Below are 19,296 nucleotides of genomic sequence, written 5' to 3' on the forward strand. Positions count from 1 at the left end.
AACTGGGAGTATTTTGAAAATGGTTTTTGTTTTGTTCATATTATCTGCATTAATTACTGTCCTTGCGGCTATTCGACTTTCCCGCTATGCTGATACATTAAGTAAAAAATCCATGCTTGGTGCTTCATTGATTGGAGCCTGGCTTTTAGCTGGCGCCACTTCTTTACCTGAATTAACTACTAGTGTAGCGGCTATTGCAGTAAATACGCCAGATTTAGCAGTAGGAAACGTAATTGGAAGTAATCTTTTTAATATCTTAATCATCGCTTTTTTTGATATATATTATCGTAAAAAAAGGGTATTTGTTTCTGTTTCGAATGCTTATAAAACGTCTGCGGTGGCTGGAGCCGTATTATCACTTGTTACGACAGCCATACTTATTTGGCCGCTGGAATATCAACTTTCTATTATCAGCGTGCAAAGTATTGCGATCCTTATTACATATAGTGCTGCTATTTATATGTTACAAAGAAGACAGCCGAATTTAAGCGCCGATGAATCAGAGCTCCCTCCTTTTCCTGTTTCCACGCGAAGAGCTGTGTATGGCTTTACGCTCGCTGCTCTTCTAATCTTGTTAGCTGGGTCAATCTTAACGTACACCGCAGATGAAATAGCACTTACCACAGGGCTTGGGGCAAGTTTTGTTGGCAGTTTCTTTGTAGCAGCATCTACTTCTTTACCTGAAGCAGTCGCCGTACTTATCGCTCTTCAATTAAATAATTACAACTTAGCTTTAGCTTCTATCCTTGGCAGCAATTTATTAAATTTACTTTTTCTTGTGTTTATTGATGCATTATACGGTCCAACAGCTCTGTACCCCGTGTTATCTGCTGCTCATATCGTAACCGCTGTTGCAGTTACCTTATTGTCATGCGGGCTTCTAGCACGAATGATGTACGCAAAAAAGACCATGCGAAGCTATGCGAGTTGGCCTTCTATCCTGCTAATATTGCTATATTTCATTTGTACAGCTATCGTGTATTATTTTTCCTAACCCCCCTTTACGACTCCATCTCTACAAGCGTCTGAAGGGACAAGACTCACTCAAACCATTCACCTAAGAGAGGGGCTTTTTCACGTATACAAAACAATCAAAATAACGCCGGCAAAAACAATAGCAGCTGACCACAAGGTATACTTGTAAATGCGTTCTTTTCCTTTTAAAAATAAGGTCGCTAAAATAATGGTAAGAAGCGGTTCTAAAGCTGCAATGACTGAGACATAAGAAACTTCAATGTATGTAATGCCTGTAAAAAATGAAATCATTGCAGCTCCAGTTGCTACCCCTGCACCAGCATAATAGAGGTTCCGATTTTTTATCTGATAAATAAATTGAGCTTTCACGTTGGTTTTAAAAGATTGTAAGGTAGTTAGTGCGACAAAGGCCACAACAGCGCTTACAAACGCTCCAAAAAATGGGTCAGGGAAAGCATCTACTCCTGGTTTTCTAAAAACCTGCCCCAGGCCAAATGTTAGCGCAGCCAGTAACGCGATCATGTAACCGACCCGCTCGTCTTTTTTTACAGCAGCTTGACTTTGTTCTCCTTCCGTTCTCACCATAAAATAGCCTTGAATAAATAAGCCAATCAGTACAAGTAATGCCCCCCATAAGGCCATCCCTTCCATCCGTTCATTAAAGAAAGTTACGGCAAACAAAATCGTAAACAAAGGTGCACTGTTTTTAATCGCAGTTCCCCGGGTCGGGCCTATTAACCGGATGCTTTTAAATAAAGTGGTTCTCCCTAAAAAAGTCGTGAAAATACCAGCTAGAATAAACCAGCCAAATCCGGTTAAAGAGAAAGGCACACTTTCAATTAAGAGACGATAACCTAACGCTGCCACCCCTAGCATCAAGATATTCACCGTCAATGTCATAAAAACACCATTGTCTTCAGGTGAACGTTCCATTCCTTTACGAATAAGGATGTTACTTATAGCGAAAAATAAAGCGGTTAAAAACGCAAAAAAAATGCCCATCATTTATTATCTCCTGACTAAGAGCTCCTGCCTTCATTATACAATGTATAGCTACATAGTTCATATTTAAAGACTTATAACTCGTCGATTAAAAGTCCCTTTTTATTTACCACTAAGTGAGCGGGAACAGATTGAATATCAAAATGCTTGGCGGCATCTCCTTGATGATCGTAAACAATATTTAAGGTACTATCCTCTACTTGACGTTTTGCCGAAGAAGGGTCGGGTTCTAATTCGAGTAGATGAATCGCAATATAAGGAGCTGGTTCTTCCCTTTTTTCCAACTGTGCAAGCTCCCTTTGACAAATTTCACACCACGTTGTAAAAAAGAAGAGATTCGTCTTTTCGTCATTCAAGAGTTCAATTAAAGCACGGTTTTCCCCTTCTTTTGTTTCGATAAGCACGTTTTCTGCTGCTTTTACGTCAGAGGGTTCTTCACTTATTATAGAAGCAGTAACGCCACTAACTATTACTATGAAAGCTAACCACGGCTTAATCAGTTGGATACAGGTTTTGAGGATCACTTTCATCAACTCCTTGTTGTTAACGTAAATGATTGGAAAGGGGCCGGAACTGTGACATTATCTTTACTACGAATTGGATTAGGGCTTTTGGCCGTTTGGGTGGCAGCACTTATTATTATAAGTACAATTACAGGATCAGATCCGGGTGCTTGGCTTTTACTACCGCTGTTGTTAGCAATTCCACTTTGGATAGCAGCTTTATTCATCAAATATCGAAAACCAAAATAAGCCTAATTACGTGAAGACTTTATTTACGAAGGGGTTCTACTTAGGGTAGGATGTAAAAGAATAGAGATGAGAAGAGAAAGGCAGGAAGTAATTATGAGTACGGTTTTTTCCGGCATTCAGCCGAGTGGAACATTAACGATCGGCAATTATATTGGAGCTATGTCCCATCATGTTCAATTTCAAGAAGAACATGATTGTTTCTACTGTATTGTAGACCAACATGCAATCACTGTCCCTCAGGACCGTTTGGCACTTAGGAAAAATATTCGCAGCTTGGCTGCACTATATTTAGCTGCAGGTATAGACCCTGAAAAGTCTACTTTATTTATTCAATCTGAAGTTCCAGCTCACAGCCAGATGGCTTGGATGATGCAATGTGTAGCCTACATAGGTGAGTTAGAGCGTATGACACAATTTAAAGATAAATCGGCTGGTAAAGAAGCCGTCTCTTCAGGGCTTCTTACTTATCCTCCATTAATGAGTGCAGATATTCTCCTGTACCAAACAGAACTTGTTCCCGTAGGAGAGGACCAAAAACAACACCTTGAATTAACTCGTAATCTAGCTGAACGTTTCAACCGCACATACAATGATATTTTAACCATACCAGAACCTGAAATTCCGGACGTCGGCGCTCGGATTATGTCTTTACAAGATCCAACCAAGAAAATGAGCAAATCCGATGCCAATCAAAAAGGGTTTATTTCTATGCTTGATGAACCTGCTACCATCCGGAAAAAGATAAAAAGCGCTGTTACCGATTCGGAACAAGAAATTTATTACGACCCGGAAAATAAACCAGGCATTGCGAATTTGCTCTCCATCTATGCGCTTAGCAGCCAGCAAGCAATTGAAGATTTAGTTGAACAATATAAGGATTCAAGTTATGGCACGTTCAAAGCAGATGTAGCGGAAGCTGTAGTCAGCATGCTAGAACCTATTCAAACTCGTTATTATGAATTAATTGACTCTGAAGAACTTGACCAAATCCTAGACCAAGGTGCTGAGCACGCCAATCGAACTGCAAACAAAACACTGACTAAAGCAGAACGAGCAATGGGCTTAGGAAGAAAACGAAGATAGATCTTAAAGTAGAAGGAACCTACTCACCCATCATGGTGCAGGTTCTTTTATCACACCGGGGAGATCGGTTTCACCCCAGTACGGCGATCAGCTAATGAGTAGCGAAACTGAAGAGCAACTAATGACATCAAAGGACGCCATGCTTACATTTTACCGGTCATCTATTCATCTATGTCGGTAAACAAGCGCTTTTTCATTGAATTGCGGTCATTTGTTTCGCTATTCTACCAAAATCCTATCTTTTTTAAGCTAACAGCTCAAATAGCTAAACGTATGTCCGTCAATTTTTCAAAAAAGGCAAGTTCAGCAAAATAACGGAATACCTGTTCATACGTGTTGCTAAACTGCCCCCAGGTTCTTAACCTTTAGATAAACATTCAATATAGTGATTTCAGTTCTTCGCGCCAGGCAGAGCACTTCCCGCTGGCCTGCACGGACGAAGAGGCTTTCTCTGCTGCTGTCATTCACTTAAATAAAAAAGAGCTGCCTTTGAAGATTTCCTTCATGTGGGCAGCTCTTTCTTAGATGTTGAAGCAGTCTCATCTTTTTCAAGTGTTAAAAAAGGCTCACTGCCTGTCTCAGCAGTGAGCCACACTTTTCTTTAATAGCCATTATTTTTTCGCCATACTTTACCTACAAATAGGGCTCCGCCGACTGTACCGACAGCAAAGAGGATGGTCAACCATTGCATCACAATATATACGAAGTTGTCCATCTCCACCACCTCCTGTAAAAACGAGTCACTCTATACCTAAACCATATTATAGATAACTATCCCTCGCCTGTAAACGATCAATACATGACCGTTACAAATTATCCACATCTTTTTTAACTGTATGGTATGATTTAGATATGAATTGGAACTTTAAATACCGTTTTCTTTGACAGTATCCTTATGTTCCAGGCTCCAAAGCTTTTCAAAAAAGGGCTGGCCCTTTACGAGGCACCGGCATAAATTATAATGACGTGTCGTCCATCCTTCACTTATTTCTCGGTATAAACGGTTCCATATCTCCTCTCCTGTTAACGCATCAAGCCACGGGTAATCTTCAGGAGACCATTCTGTAAACCAATATTTTAATTTCGCACGATTCTTTGATGTATTCAATTCATCAATAGCCATATACAGAAGCTGTTTTAATGCCCGTTCTTTTCTCGTTAAACCTGCCATATGTGCAGGAGGGGGAGATAAAATATGGTAGCTTTTTGGCGATGGTGTAAAACCCAATTCAAATGGAGTGCATACATCATGTTTTATTTTTTCTAATACGAGTTCTTCTTGTCGTGGTGTTAATCTACTTTTCTTAATCGGGGTATGATAACCAGCTGTATCTACAGCAAGTACGTTTTCGCCGTCTGTAGCTATAAAACAGTAATCCAGGGTGATTTTTTTCATGTTTTTACGCAGCGTTGTTTTTTGATATACAGACGACATCAGGCTATCAGGTAACTCTTCGAGGCGGTCCTCAATGTAGTTTAGCAATGAAGGGGTGACGCGAACGATTTCTGCGTAATCCAATACCTCAATGTGATCTTCACTCCGCCATTCATGAAACGGGCAGACATTATATCCATTTTCTTCTCCTTCGAACCAATTGACCCAAACATCCCGAATTCTTGCCACCGGGCCTCCTCCTTTCTTATTTTCCTGTAGTCCCATTATCGTCTGTACTTGTCCATTTTATTCCATAATTTGCTTAATTATTTGCTGTTCACTGTTTGCGGCGATTGTTTAGCTCAGGAATATAGAAGCTCGATGAAATTAAAATACATCCGGTGATAAAGAAGTAAAGCTCGATTCGATGAACAATAAAATCCATAAATGTTCTGACGTCATACCCGGTGGCTAAATAATTAAAATACCCGATTAATGAGACCCCGCCTGAAACCGCTAGACTAAAACCGATCACCATCAACCCGAATCGAAATATCATGAGAGCGGCGCTCCTTTTTGCAACCTGTTTTCATTTTTTTTATACTGTCAGAAAGTACAGAAATCATAAACAAGGTTGTATATTCCACAAAATGGATGAATGTCTTTATGGCTAAAGGACGGATAAACCATGACAACCCACAGAGAACGTTTACAGAAAGAGTATGATGAAGAAGTAAAACAATATGACGAACTTGTACAAATTCTTAATAAAAAAGGACGACGCTTAGCAATAGAACAAATGTTTACCCACTTACGTTTGTATAAAGAACAAAAAGACGAGATTGAAGATATTATGAGTTATTTCGATCGCATAGGAATGGATGCTAAAAATAATACAACGGAGACCATCATCGCCATGGCCTTAAAAGAATTTCATCACTATATTCTATCCCTCGATTCTTCAAGCGACTTATCTGAGCACGAATGACCTATATCAAGTTGGCTTTGCCAATGCTCCCGAGGAAGCGGACGGGTATGCACTCATCCTTCCAAGGTATGTCGTTTAGCCCCATGCTTTTTCAAGAGCCCACTAAAAATGATGGAGTGTGATGATTATGGCCCGCATTCGCCCGGCTTCCTCTCTTAGAGCCAACCGTATAAGCTCATCGTATGTACATCGCATGACTCAGCCCGGCCAAGTTTCACGGGTAGAACCTATTGCTCCAACTCAAAGAACACGAGAAGTAGATCAACATCCGAGTCATCATGAAGCTGCTTCTTATGCCTTACTTGACACTAAACTTAAGCAACTCATTCAACAATTTAAAACGTTTTATAATCACCCAGAACGTGTAAACTATACACTTGAGCAAATAAACTCTAATAATAAAAAGAAGAAAAAAGTGATTGTGGAAACAGAGGAACTGTTAAGAAAATACAATGAAGTCATAAAGACCATTCAAGCAATTGATAAACAAGATGGTACGACCTTCGCTGAACGGCTGCACACCATTTATAAACAATATGAAACTACTTTTGCTGATTATGGTATTTATGCTACTCCAAATTATGTACTCAAGCTAGAAGGCGATCGTTTTCTGCGCAAATTAAAAGCCGATGAACATGCTAATCAGACTCTTTTTACGACGTGGCGGCAAGCAATTTTACGAGAATACCGCGCACTTGTTCAATTACAAACATCACTACACCACTATGATGAAAGAAATGACATGCCTGTAAAAGGCTTATTATTCGAAGCACAGTCTTAAAAGATCATTTATGTCTATGCAGCGATGGGAAAGGTTGAAACGCTTTATGATTATACTAGCAACGCACGAACAAGCTGATTTTGATGCCCTTGCCTCACTGGTAGCAGCAAAAAAATTATATCCAGCCGCAGAAGCCGTTCTCCCTCCCTCTCAACAACCAGAGGTGAAACAGTTTTTAGCCTTATACCGTGATAGCTTTTCTTTTACTTCCCCGGCAGATATTCAAATGAACAACCCAGACCATGTTATTTTAGTGGATACAGCTGAGATCGAACGACTAGGTTCCTTTGCTTCAAATTGGCAGCCTGCACATGTAACAATTTACGATCACCACCTCGAAAAAAAGAATAGTTTATCTTCTGATCATTACGGGGTTGTCGAAGCCACCGGAGCTTGTATAACCATTCTCATTGAAAAGCTGCAAAAAAAAGATATACGTATTAGTTCACTCGAAGCTACCTTATTTGGCCTAGGGTTGTATACCGATACCGGCTCTCTTTCCTATCCATCGACGACGGTGCGTGATTTACAAGCATCTGCTTTTTTGCTGGCGAATGGGATGAATTTTGATTTAATCGGACGCTTTTCTGAACAGATTTTAAGTCAAGAAGAACAACACACCTTCCAGAAGCTGCTAGAGCAAGCTGAAGATATCGAACTTGACGGGCTAACTGTGCTTGTAACCACCCACGAACAAGAGGAGTACATAAGCGGCTTAGGTACGCTTGCCTCCAAATTAATGGAAACAACAGGGGTGGATGGAGTATTTTTACTAATAAGAGCAGGCAAAAAAACATTTATCACAGCAAGGTCCAGCTCTGACCGTCTTGATGTCCGCCTGCTGATGCAAGTGTTTAAAGGAGGCGGTCATGCCCGCGCCGGCTCTGCCGTCCTTAAAGAGGCAGATATAACGGCTACAAAAAAAGAGTTGACCGACCATATTCATCAAGCGTTAAGACCTGCGTTAACTGCTGAAGTAATCATGTCCAGCCCGGTAAAATATACAGAAGAACACATTCGCATTGATGAAGTGAAGGAATTAATGTTTCGTTATGGGCATTCAGGACTCCCTGTCGTAAAAGAAGGTAACTTAATCGGGATTATTTCAAGGCGGGACGTTGACAAAGCTATGCATCATGGTCTTGGCCATGCGCCCATTAAGGGCTTTATGAGCAAGGACCCAGTCAGTATTGCTTTGAATACATCACTTGAAGAAATTCAACGCTTGATGATTCAGCATAATATCGGGCGCTTGCCCGTAGTCGATAAAGAAACAATGGTGGGCATCGTCTCCCGCACGAACGTTCTCGAAGTCTTACATGACGAAACCTTGCAGCAACAACTTCAACAAAAGAAGAATGTCACCACCACGATGAATGAACACTTTCCTCAACCCATCTTTCAATTATTAAAACAAATTGGTAGACTGGCTGACGAAAAAAAAGTTAAAGCTTACATGATTGGCGGTATTGTTCGTGATTTACTATTAGAGCGAAAAAATGAAGATATTGATATTACGATTGAAAATGGAGATGCTGTAGAATTTGCTGAACAATTTGCAAACGATGCGTTTGGCACAGTGCAGGAACATGAAACGTTTAAAACAGCGACAGTAAGCTTAGAGCGTGGGTACAAAATTGATTTTTCTACGGCACGCACTGAATACTATGAGCAGCCTGCAGCCCTTCCAACTGTAACAGCTTCTAATCTTAAAGAAGATTTATCAAGACGAGATTTTACCATTAATGCTTTGGCCATTCAGTTAAACGACGGAGATTTTGGGCGTTTACTTGATCATTTCCGTGGCTTGACGGATATGAAAAATCGAAAAATTAGGGTCTTACATAATTTAAGCTTTGTAGAAGACCCTACTCGCATTCTACGGGCTGTGCGGTTTGAAAATCGATTAAGTTACAGCATGGATGAAGAAACCGAAACCTTTGCCAGGCAGCGCCCAGATTCCATTAAGCTATTATCTCATGATCGAATCTTGGCAGAATTTCAACTTATTCTTCAGGAAAATGATCCACACCTTAGTTTGCAAAGGCTCGCTGATTTGCAAGTAATAGATGGTTTTTTGCCTGATGCTGGTTTTCATCACCCTATTCCGGCACTCTTTCAAAAAACTGAAGAATATATACAACAACAGCATAAAAGTAAAGAAAAGGCTTTTAGCAAAAAGGAGGAGACCTTCTTTAAACTGCTTACTCTTTATTTGGATTACGATGGGAAGAACTTACCTCAAGCCAAATTTCTATCGCAAAATAAAAAATACCATACCATGATTGAGCAAATTAAAGAATGGACAGTTTTAATTAAATCAAGCAAAAACATTTCAATGGGAGAGCTTCATACTATAGGAGCAAACCATCATTCACTGATGTTGTGGTTATGTATATGGTGGGGTGAAGCGACTGGCAGCCCACAGATGTCAGAGCAATTGAAAACGTACCTTACCGCCCGTGAGCAACTGCCTAAACTTGTAGACGGGACCGATCTGCAACAGCTAGGAATCAGCCAAGGTCCTATTTATAAAGAATTGCTTTTTTCGATAGAAATAGGCTGGTTAGAAGGATGGATCCGTTCACGGGAAGATGCTATATACTGGCTGAAGCAGCAAATATCGTCATAAGTTTCTGCAGACAAATTTAGACTTTCTTTTTATTTTTCTTCTTGATCGTTTTATTCTCTGTTATAATCAAAGTTGTTATTGTAAGGGAGGGCAGTTTTTGTGATATCTCGACTTGATCGTAAGAAGCAGAGAAAAACCCGATTGCGCCGAAAGCTTTTATTGTTAACAGGCTTTTTAATGATAGGCGGAGGCACGATATTTGCTAATCAATATGAAACTATGAGTACAAGTTCAGATACAGAGACCATGGCAAATCAAACTGATGCAACTGAAGAAGACGACTTAGATAACGACGACATGGTTTCAGGCAATGAAGCAGCTGCAGCAGAAAACGACCCATTAACTTTTCTACTGGTCGGTATTGATGATGAAGAGGAAGGCGGAGTGGCACGAACCGACACCATTATGCTGGCTCGGTATACCCCGAATCAGGACGACCTTCGGCTTGCCTCGTTAATGCGGGACAGTTATGTTGAAATCCCGGACCACACGGATAATAAATTAAATGCAGCTTTCTCACACGGTGGAATTGAGCTGCTTGAAGAAACGATTGAAAAAAACTTTGACATTGAAGTAGACAACTATGCAAAAGTGAATTTTGATGGATTTACTGAAGTGGTTGATATTGTCGCCCCCGACGGAATTGAAATAGAGGTTGACGACCCTATGCATTATACAGACCAGGCAGGCGACCTCTCTATCGGTTTTGACAGTGGCACTCACCAATTAGATGGTTCAGAAACATTGAAGTATGTTAGATACCGCGGAGACCAGGACAATGATTTTGGACGAGTAAACAGACAGCAAGAAGTTCTTACACTTTTAAAAGATGAATTATTCTCCTTATCCGGGGTGACAAAAGTTCCGCAACTCATCGGCTCTATTCGCCCAAATATAGCAACTGATCTTTCAGCTGGTAAAATGCTTTCCCTTGGCCGCGAAGCTTTAACTGGTGAAGTTGAGGACTTTGATACATTAACGGTGCCTGTAGAAGGGGCTTATGAAGACGAATATTACAGTCATGCAGGTGCAGTACTTGAATTACAAATGGAAGAAAACCGTGAAGCCTTGCATGAATTTTTAGGAGAAGACAAAGAGAGCCCTGAACAACTAGATCAAGCACGGCATACAAACTCTACCGATTAAGGGATGCAACGAAATAAAAGCATAGAAAAAGGATCGTGAGCCCACTCTCACGATCCTTTTTCTATTTCCTTACTCCACAAATTGTTTAAATGCTAGCGTAGCATTGTGACCACCAAAACCTAACGAATTACTTAAAGCTGCGTTGATAGAAACTTCACGTTTCTCGTTAGGTACATAATCCAGGTCACAATCCGGGTCTGGCGTTTCATAATTAATCGTTGGCGGGATGACCCCGTCTTCAATAGCTTTGACGGTAAAGAGCGCTTCAATTGCTCCAGCTGCCCCGAGCAGATGGCCGGTCATCGACTTTGTGGAACTTACTAATAGCTCAGAAGCATGGGAGCCAAAGACTTTTTTCAATGCCATTGTTTCGTATTTATCATTATATTCAGTGCTTGTCCCATGAGCATTCATATAGGTGATGTCTTCAGGAGCTAAACCGCCATCCTCTAACGCTTGCTGCATTGAACGCTGCCCACCCTCACCTTCTGGAGCAGGTGCTGTAATATGATAAGCATCTCCTGTGGCACCATATCCAACGATCTCCGCATAGATATGTGCGCCTCTTCTTTTAGCTGAAGTTAGGGATTCCAAGATGAGGATTGCTCCTCCTTCCCCCATTACAAATCCATTACGGTTCGCATCAAACGGGCGCGATGCCGTAGCTGGGTCTTCCGATGTCGTAATCGCCTTAGCTGCACTGAAACCAGCTACTGCAATATTTGTTATCGGTGCTTCTGTTCCTCCAGTAATCATAATGTCAGCATCCCCACGCTGAATTACTTTAAAGGAGTCTCCAATCGAATTCGTACCTGAGGCACAAGCTGTTACGCTACAAGAGTTAATTCCTTTTGCCCCCGTCGCAATGGACACTTGCCCAGAAGCCATATCAGGAATCATCATTGGTACGAAAAATGGGCTGACGCGCCGTGCTCCCTTATCTAAAAAGTTTCTGAATTGCTGTTCGTAGGTTTCCATGCCGCCGATTCCAGAACCGATCCAAACTCCTGTGCGTTCAGCATTATCATCATTTATTTCTAGGTCCGCATCTTTTAAAGCCATAAACGCTGAAGCTACGGCAAATTGAGTAAAACGATCCATTTTTCTCGCTTCTTTTTTGTCCATAAAGTCACCGGCGTTAAAGTCTTTCAATTCAGCAGCAACTTTCATAGGAAATTCATCTTTATTTACTCTAGTCAATTCGCCTACTCCAGATGTCCCGGCAAGTGCCTGCTCCCAAGTAGTTTCTGTGTCATAGCCTAAAGGATTAACCGTACCTAGTCCAGTAACGACTACACGTTCTTGTTCACTCATACGAATCTGCCTCACTTTCTTCGTCGTTTGAGAGAACTCCAGCAATAAGCTCGGAGTTCATATTATTATTACCTCTTTAAGTGGTTGCTTACCTACCCCAACGGAGAGCAGCTCCGCCCCAGACAAGCCCAGAACCAAACCCAACCATAACGACAAGGTCTCCATCTTTAATTTTACCATTTTTTAATTCTTCGACCAGAGCAATTGGTATCGAGGAAGAAGAAGTATTTCCATATTTCGCTACCGTCACCGCCATTTTTTCTTTTGGCAGCTCCAACCGCTCCCTTGCTGCTTCCATAATGCGAATATTTGCTTGATGGGGAACGAGAAAATCGACATCTTTTTTCGAAAGTCCCGCTTTTTCTACAACATTCACACACGTTTCTCCCATTTGGCGCACAGCAAATTTAAATACTTCTCTGCCGTTCATTTCAACAAACTCTTCTTTTTTGATGTGCATTGCCCCTTCTCCATCAGAGCCAAGCTCATGAGCTAGAAGACCTTTATCTTGAGAAACCGGTCCCATCACAACTGCACCAGCTCCATCCCCAAACAGCACCGCTGTATTTCGGTCATCCATATCTGTCCATTGGGTTAATTTTTCAGCTCCAATAATTAATACATTTTTGTGAGCACCTGTAGCAATAAACTGAGCTGCAGTAGCAATACCATAAATAAAACCAGCACAAGCAGCACTAAGATCCATGGCTCCCGCTTTTGTAGCTCCGAGTCGATGCTGAATTAATGAAGAAACAGAAGGGAACGGGTAATCCGGTGTCACAGTTGCCACTAAAATCATATCCAAATCTTCTGCTTTTACTTCAGCATTTTCTAATGCCTCGAGAGCCGCATAATATGCCATATCTGAAGTGTTTATATCTTCATGGGCAAAAACCCGCTGTTCAATTCCTGTTCGTGTTCGAATCCATTCATCATTTGTATCAAGCGTCTTTTCAAATTCTTTATTCGTTACTACTTTGCCATCCACATAACGGCCTACTCCCCAAATACCAGCTTGCCTCATCTCCGCTTCCTCCTTCATACTTCTCAAATCAACATATATTAATTTTCACTTATTATTATGACCTGGTTCTAATTTTAAGTAAAAAAAACCAGCTTGTCTACTTATGATCCACTTTTAAGAGAAAAAACTTTACGTCCCTGGCAATATAGTACAGCTTGGTAGTATTTACTGGACCCACGTCTTTTATTAAAAGACCCTTCTATACCGAAGAGCTGCCCACCAACAGGTCAGCTCTTCGTCCTTTTGATTTACCGTTTTAAAAGAAAGGACCCGATCCTAACTCTGGTCCAAATTGCGGACCGTACTGCGGGCCATACTGGGGACCATATTGGGGGCCGAACTGTGGACCGTATTGGGGACCATATTGCGGACTGTACACATAAGGGGGATACCCGCCATACGAACCGTAGCCGCCAAATAAAATGGGCCCTACCGCGAGTCCAGCTAAAAAGGGCAGAAAAGGAAAGTAACGAGTATCTGAGCGATGATGCCTCATATAAGGGCTATACATTATCGTTCCTCCTAAGCTATATGATAGTAGTATAGACCATTATATGCGTACCAAGAGATGACGTGCTATATACGTGGTCGCTTCAAAACCTCGCTCTAGAGCATGAAATGGTAGCTGAAAACAAAATCCAAACTCAGGAATTTCCATTGGTCAATATAGCACGGTAAGCTACTTCTGCCAAAATCGCGACCAGTATGGAAATAATCGCTGCCAGTGATCCTGAAAGGTTAAATCCATAACTCATAATAAAGAAGGAAATAATGATAACCACACAAAATATGACCAAGCCTAACAAAAGTTCACGCATATGAATATCCTTTCTCCAAAAGAAATGAATCCATCCAATTGTAACACTAACCAACGATGATGCTTTTTAAGATCTTTTAACGAATCACTTATTTTGTCACTTCACATAAAATAACAGCCCCTTTTCGAAACAGGGGCTGTTCATACTACGTGATTTGACTTATTGAATAACGGCTACTAACAGAGCTTTTTGTACATGAAGACGGTTTTCAGCTTCTTCATAGATCTCAGAATGCGGCCCATCAATGATATCGGTATGAACCTCTTCTCCCCGATGAGCGGGCAAGCAATGTAAGAATATATAGTCATCTTTTGCTTGCCTTACAAGCTTCTCATTGACTTGATAAGGTTGAAACACTTTCTCTTTAGCTGATTGCTCTGCTTCATAACCCATGCTTGCCCATACATCTGTATAAATAACATCTGCATTAACAACCGCATCATCAGGGTCATTCGTCACCTTCACGCTACCGCCATTTTCTTGGGCTACTTGCTCCGCACGCTTAACAACCTCTCTATCTGGCTCATAACCTGGCGGCGTAGCCACCACACCTTCCATACCCATTTTTGCAGCTGCCACAAGCAAGGAGTGAGAAACATTATTGCCATCTCCGACGTAGCATAGTTTCAACCCTTTTAATGTTCCTTTCGCTTCTTTAATCGTCAACAAATCTGCAAGCGCCTGGCACGGATGATAATTATCAGTTAAAGCATTAATGACCGGAGCATTGGAATGCTGGCTGAACTCTTCAACCTCAGCATGCGAATTCGTACGAATCATAACAGCATCAACATAGCGGCTCATCACATTGGCCGTATCTTGAATGGGCTCCCCACGGCCAATTTGCATATCTCTAGAACTTAAAAATAAAGCATGTCCGCCCAACTGAGTCATTCCTGCTTCAAATGATAACCGCGTACGTGTTGAAGCATTCTCAAAAATCATTCCTAATGATTTCCCAAGTAAAGGCTGGTACAGCTCTCCATTGCGCTGCCTTGTTTTTAAGTAAGCAGCATCATCAAGGAGAGCAGAAATTTCTTCTGCCTCTAAATCTAACAAGGTTAATACACTCCGCCCTGTAAGATTAGCTTGCAACGAGATCGTTTCCTCTGCCACATCGGCACCTACTTTCACGTCTTATTTCGCATAGTTTGTTTCTATCCATTCTTGAATCGAAGCGGGCTCTTGTTTGCCTTCTTCCATTGACTGAATTAATTCCTGTAATGTCTCTGGATTAGTCACAATGGTCTTCCGGTGAATAAGAGCCTGCCGCCTTTCTTCTTTCCCTGTAGATTCTCCTTTTTTCGGGATATTGATGAAGGCTACAGCTTCTTCTGAAGCTACCCAGTCTTCAAACGAAGGACCATCAGCTTCGTTATCTTGCTTATCTATCAGCGTATACCCTTTCGCCTGCAGCACCTCGAGTGCTTGCTTACAGGCCGGATATTCAGTTGTGTGAATATCTGTATAGACTGAGCCCTTTTTCTTATACAGTGCAGGGATTTGAGCTTCAGACCACGCAAACGCTTGATTCAAGGCCTCTTCTTTCGTATAGGCAAGACTCATTAATTCACCGGTAGATTTCATTTCTGCACTTAAAATCGGATCTAGCCCTGGTAATTTATCATTTGAAAACACCGGTGCTTTGGCAGTGTAATAAGGTGTTTCTCGTTTCAACCCTGTTTCGCCGCCTGTTAGTTCAGGTAATGTTTTGCCAAGCAACAGCTGAATGGTTAGGTCGATCATGTTAACTCCGGTTACTTTTGAAAGAATCGGTACAGTACGTGATGCGCGCGGATTCACTTCAATCACATATAGTTTTTCGCCCTGGTATACAAATTGAACGTTGAAAATCCCTCGGAAATTCATTCCTTTCGCGATCGATCGCACATCTTCTTCTAAATGCTTCAACGTTTCTTTGGAGATGGAATAGGGCGGTGTTACGGCCATGGAGTCACCAGAATGAACCCCGGCCCGTTCTACATGTTCAAAAACCCCAGGGATAAGAATTTCTTCCCCATCTGTTAAAACATCTACTTCAAGTTCTTTTCCTGGCATAAAGGCATCAATTAATATCGGATAATGAACGGCTTCGCTCAAGTCACTCAAATAAGCCGTTAATTCCTCTTCAGTTGCTTGAATTGTCATGCCTTGACCACCAATAACATAAGAAGGACGCAGTAATACGGGATATCCAATCTCTTTCGCTTTATCAAGAGCATCTTCTTTATTTACAGCTGTTACGCCTGGAATATGGGCAACATTCACCTCATTCATTAAACGGTAAAAGCGATCACGGTCTTCAAGTTGATCGATCGTATCTGAATCTGTTCCTACAACAGGCAGACCGGCAGCTTCAAGCTCTTCTGTTAGTGAAATGCCTGTTTGTCCCCCCAGTTGAACAATCACTGCCTGAACTTGCTCACGCTCAGCAACTTGTACGACATCTTCTGCAGTCAACGGTTCAAAATAAAGACGGTCGGCCGTCGCATAATCAGTACTCACCGTTTCAGGGTTGTTATTCATGATGATCGTTTCGTAACCTGCACGCTGTAACGCAAAAACACCATGGACCGAACAGTAATCAAATTCTACTCCCTGCCCGATCCGAATCGGACCTGAACCGATTACGAGCGCTTTTTTAGAGTTAGAGGTTGGTTCATCATCATGCTCGCCTTGATAGCTAGAATAAAAATAAGACGTCTCGGCAATAAATTCTGCTGCACATGTATCTACCATGTTGTAAGAAGGCGTGCAGCCCGTTTCAAGTCGATGCGTGAGAATGTCTTGAGACTTAACGTCCCATTGGCTGGCAAGCCATTCATCGGAAAAGCCGAAACTTTTCCACTGCCGTAATTTATCAGCTGGAACAGCACTCCATTGATACGCTTTAATCTCTTCTTCCATCGCAATTAGCTTAGAAAAGCTATCTATATAGAAGGAGTGAATTCCAGTTTCCTTACGAATTTGCTCTTTGTTATCACCACGGCGCAATAGTTCCAACACGACAAAAAAGCGGCGGTCATCTTGCTTACTTACATCATCCCATAGTTCTTGCTCGCTTTTCGTTTTTAAATGCTGCAATTCCAATCCTACTTCACGAATATCTAAGGAGCGGACAGCTTTTTGTAAGGCCGCTTCTAAATTTCGTTCAATCGCCATGACTTCGCCGGTAGCTTTCATTTGCGTTCCCAACTTCCGGTCAGCATGGACAAATTTATCAAACGGCCAGCGCGGCATTTTTACGACTACATAATCAAGAGCAGGTTCAAAGCTGGCATAAGTATAACCTGTCACCGGATTTTTCAGCTCATGCAAATGATAACCGAGGCTTAACTTTGCCGCCATCCGTGCAATCGGATAGCCTGTCGCTTTGGATGCTAGTGCGGAGGAACGGCTGACCCGGGGATTTACTTCAATTAGATAATACGATTTGCTGTTAGGGTCGAGCGCAAACTGGATGTTGCAGCCGCCTACAATGCCTAGGGCACGAATGACTTTTATCGATACGGAGCGAAGCATTTGATACTCTACATCTGTCAACGTCTGCGAAGGGGCGGTAACGATCGAATCACCGGTATGAACGCCAACTGGATCAATATTTTCCATATTGCAGACCGTAATGCACGAATCATTCTCATCGCGCATGACTTCATATTCGATTTCTTTATAGCCAGCAATACTTTTTTCTACTAGACATTGATTGATTGGGCTCATTTCCAGTCCCGCACTCATGATCCGCTTTAATTCATCTTCTGATTTGGCGATACCTCCGCCGCCACCCCCCAATGTATAAGCCGGCCGTACAATAATCGGATAACCGACACCACCAGCAAATTCCAATGCACTTCCTACATCTTCTACAATTTCACTTTCAGGTACAGGTTCATTTAGCTCATTCATTAAACTGCGAAAGGCTTCCCGGTCTTCGCCTTTAATTATCGATTCAATCGAAGTACCGAGCAGTTTCACGTTATAGCTTTCCAGAATGTTCTCTTCATATAGCGATAAGGCTAAATTCAGCCCTGTTTGGCCGCCTAATGTGGCGAGTAGTCCATCAGGACGTTCTTTTTTTATAATTTCTTCAACGGATTCTTTCGTTAATGGTTCGAAATAAACAGCGTCAGCGCAAGCATCATCCGTCATGACAGTCGCTGGATTATTATTCAAGAGAATGACACGCACACCTTCTTCTCTAAGCGCTAAACAAGCTTGCGTGCCAGAATAATCAAATTCCGCTGCCTGCCCGATCACAATCGGGCCTGAACCGATTACGAGCACACTTTGAATCGATTCATTTTTAGGCATATACGGGTTCTCCTTTCTTCTTGTAAATTAAGTTGGTAAATTCCTGAAAAATCTCTTCTGTATCGGCCGGACCCGGGTGAGCTTCCGGGTGAAATTGAACCGATAAAATGTCGAGACTCTCATGTTCAAGCCCTTCTAAAGAATTATCATTCACGTTGATAAAACGCGGGCGGAAGTCGCTGTTTTCAAGGGAAGCTTCAGTAACTACATAACTGTGGTTTTGAGAGGTCATATATACCCGTTTGGAATGAATGTCCTGCACAGGTTGGTTTGCGCCGCGATGGCCGAAGCGAAGTTTTTTCGTATCTCCACCAAAAGCCAAAGCAAGAAGCTGGTGACCTAAACAAATGCCAAGCGTTGGATAACAAGCTGCAAGCTTGCGTATTTTACCAAGTTCATTTTCGACTTGTTTTGGATTTCCAGGTCCATTTGAAAGCAGGAGGCCATCCGGTTTTAACTCGTGAATGCGCTCTTCAGAAGTGTGATAAGGAAGAACACATACTTCATAACCGCGATGAACAAGTGCCTCTACCATGGATGATTTATAACCAAAATCTAGTAACGCAATCCGTTTTGCTCCGCTTCCATATGTTTCTTCTTCCGCTACCGACACCTCGTCAATCACATGTCGTTCTCCAAGCGGAGTATATACAGAAAAATCAATGGGTTGTGCTTTAGTCGTAACAACTGCTCCCATATCTCCATGTTCACGGATCCGTTTCACGAGCGTCCTGGTATCCACATTGGTAAGAACTGGAACTTGGTGATAAAGCGCCCAGGCAGCAAGTGATTGATTAGACTGATAATGGTAGCCTTCGTGATGACATGAACTTAAGACAATGGCTGCGGGTTGAATTTCTTTACTTTCAATATCGGTATCGTTAATTCCGTAATTACCGATTAACGGATACGTGAACACGACGATTTGGCCTTTGAAGGAAGGATCGGTTAAAACTTCCTGATAGCCTGTCATTCCAGTGAAAAATACAGCTTCTCCGTAAATCTCGTCATTTGGTGTATGAATGAATTCACCTGTAAAGGTTCCTCCATTTTCAAGGACAATGTGACCTTTCATATCCAATCCCCTCCTTCATGGTT

17 protein-coding genes are annotated in these 19,296 nt (G+C 41.8%); 7 read left to right on the top strand and 10 right to left on the bottom strand.

Annotated features, from left to right (window positions below; translation table 11 throughout):
• The first annotated feature begins 19 nt into the window (after positions 1-19).
• A complete protein-coding gene (locus D469_RS0101090; protein ID WP_018921505.1) occupies positions 20-994 on the top strand; it encodes a sodium:calcium antiporter in 975 nt (324 codons plus the stop codon).
• 80 nt (positions 995-1,074) lie between these two features.
• Here D469_RS0101090 and D469_RS0101095 read toward each other — a convergent pair whose 3' ends face one another.
• Both D469_RS0101095 and D469_RS0101100 read right to left on the bottom strand, forming a co-directional pair.
• Positions 1,075-1,980, bottom strand: a complete 906-nt coding sequence (locus D469_RS0101095; protein ID WP_083910680.1) for a DMT family transporter — start codon at positions 1,978-1,980, stop codon at positions 1,075-1,077.
• A 71-nt stretch (positions 1,981-2,051) separates the two neighbouring features.
• Positions 2,052-2,501 carry a TlpA family protein disulfide reductase gene (locus tag D469_RS0101100; protein WP_018921507.1) on the bottom strand — a complete coding sequence of 150 codons (450 nt, stop codon included), beginning with the start codon at positions 2,499-2,501 and terminating at the stop codon, positions 2,052-2,054.
• Positions 2,502-2,552: 51 nt separating this feature from the next.
• On the opposite strand from D469_RS0101100, the gene D469_RS21905 reads away from it, so the two are divergent.
• Positions 2,553-2,729, top strand: coding sequence for a hypothetical protein (locus D469_RS21905; RefSeq protein WP_018921508.1), 177 nt, complete (start codon positions 2,553-2,555; stop codon positions 2,727-2,729).
• A gap of 90 nt (positions 2,730-2,819) precedes the next feature.
• Positions 2,820-3,812, top strand: a complete 993-nt coding sequence (gene trpS / locus D469_RS0101110; RefSeq protein WP_205621060.1) for a tryptophan--tRNA ligase — start codon at positions 2,820-2,822, stop codon at positions 3,810-3,812.
• 865 nt (positions 3,813-4,677) lie between these two features.
• On the opposite strand, the gene D469_RS0101120 is transcribed toward trpS, so the two are convergent.
• Both D469_RS0101120 and D469_RS0101125 read right to left on the bottom strand, forming a co-directional pair.
• Positions 4,678-5,436 (bottom strand): DUF3603 family protein, encoded by a 759-nt coding sequence (locus D469_RS0101120; protein ID WP_018921511.1) that lies wholly within the window; start codon positions 5,434-5,436, stop codon positions 4,678-4,680.
• Positions 5,437-5,524: 88 nt separating this feature from the next.
• Positions 5,525-5,746, bottom strand: a complete 222-nt coding sequence (locus tag D469_RS0101125) for a YuzI family membrane protein (RefSeq protein ID WP_018921512.1) — start codon at positions 5,744-5,746, stop codon at positions 5,525-5,527.
• A 129-nt stretch (positions 5,747-5,875) separates the two neighbouring features.
• Between D469_RS0101125 and D469_RS0101130 the strand changes: the two genes are divergently transcribed.
• The 4 genes from D469_RS0101130 to D469_RS19360 all read left to right on the top strand — a co-directional run bounded on the left by D469_RS0101130 (position 5,876) and on the right by D469_RS19360 (position 10,734).
• Positions 5,876-6,175, top strand: a complete 300-nt coding sequence (locus D469_RS0101130; protein WP_018921513.1) for a hypothetical protein — start codon at positions 5,876-5,878, stop codon at positions 6,173-6,175.
• Between the two features lie 127 nt (positions 6,176-6,302).
• Complete coding sequence (locus D469_RS0101135) at positions 6,303-6,956, top strand: hypothetical protein (RefSeq protein ID WP_018921514.1); 654 nt, start codon at positions 6,303-6,305, stop codon at positions 6,954-6,956.
• Positions 6,957-7,002: 46 nt separating this feature from the next.
• A complete protein-coding gene (locus tag D469_RS19355) occupies positions 7,003-9,588 on the top strand; it encodes a CBS domain-containing protein (RefSeq protein ID WP_018921515.1) in 2,586 nt (861 codons plus the stop codon).
• Positions 9,589-9,687: 99 nt separating this feature from the next.
• Positions 9,688-10,734, top strand: a complete 1,047-nt coding sequence (locus D469_RS19360) for an LCP family protein (RefSeq protein ID WP_018921516.1) — start codon at positions 9,688-9,690, stop codon at positions 10,732-10,734.
• 69 nt (positions 10,735-10,803) lie between these two features.
• Here D469_RS19360 and fabF read toward each other — a convergent pair whose 3' ends face one another.
• The 6 genes from fabF to D469_RS0101180 all read right to left on the bottom strand — a co-directional run bounded on the left by fabF (position 10,804) and on the right by D469_RS0101180 (position 19,273).
• Positions 10,804-12,048: a beta-ketoacyl-ACP synthase II gene (gene fabF, locus D469_RS0101150; RefSeq protein ID WP_018921517.1), complete on the bottom strand. Its 1,245-nt coding sequence runs from the start codon at positions 12,046-12,048 to the stop codon at positions 10,804-10,806.
• An 88-nt stretch (positions 12,049-12,136) separates the two neighbouring features.
• Positions 12,137-13,072: a beta-ketoacyl-ACP synthase III gene (locus D469_RS0101155; protein WP_018921518.1), complete on the bottom strand. Its 936-nt coding sequence runs from the start codon at positions 13,070-13,072 to the stop codon at positions 12,137-12,139.
• Between the two features lie 256 nt (positions 13,073-13,328).
• Entirely contained in the window at positions 13,329-13,583 is a 255-nt protein-coding gene (locus D469_RS0101160; protein ID WP_018921519.1) for a hypothetical protein, read from the bottom strand.
• A gap of 466 nt (positions 13,584-14,049) precedes the next feature.
• Positions 14,050-15,006, bottom strand: coding sequence for an ornithine carbamoyltransferase (argF, locus tag D469_RS0101170; protein WP_018921521.1), 957 nt, complete (start codon positions 15,004-15,006; stop codon positions 14,050-14,052).
• Between the two features lie 21 nt (positions 15,007-15,027).
• Positions 15,028-18,198, bottom strand: a complete 3,171-nt coding sequence (locus tag D469_RS0101175) for a carbamoyl phosphate synthase large subunit (RefSeq protein ID WP_018921522.1) — start codon at positions 18,196-18,198, stop codon at positions 15,028-15,030.
• Positions 18,191-19,273: a carbamoyl phosphate synthase small subunit gene (locus tag D469_RS0101180; protein ID WP_018921523.1), complete on the bottom strand. Its 1,083-nt coding sequence runs from the start codon at positions 19,271-19,273 to the stop codon at positions 18,191-18,193. Before D469_RS0101180 ends, D469_RS0101175 begins: the two co-directional genes overlap by 8 nt.
• Between the last annotated feature and the right edge of the window lie 23 nt (positions 19,274-19,296).

The sequence above is a fragment of the Salsuginibacillus kocurii DSM 18087 genome, assembly GCF_000377705.1.
Lineage (GTDB): Bacteria > Bacillota > Bacilli > Bacillales > Marinococcaceae > Salsuginibacillus > Salsuginibacillus kocurii.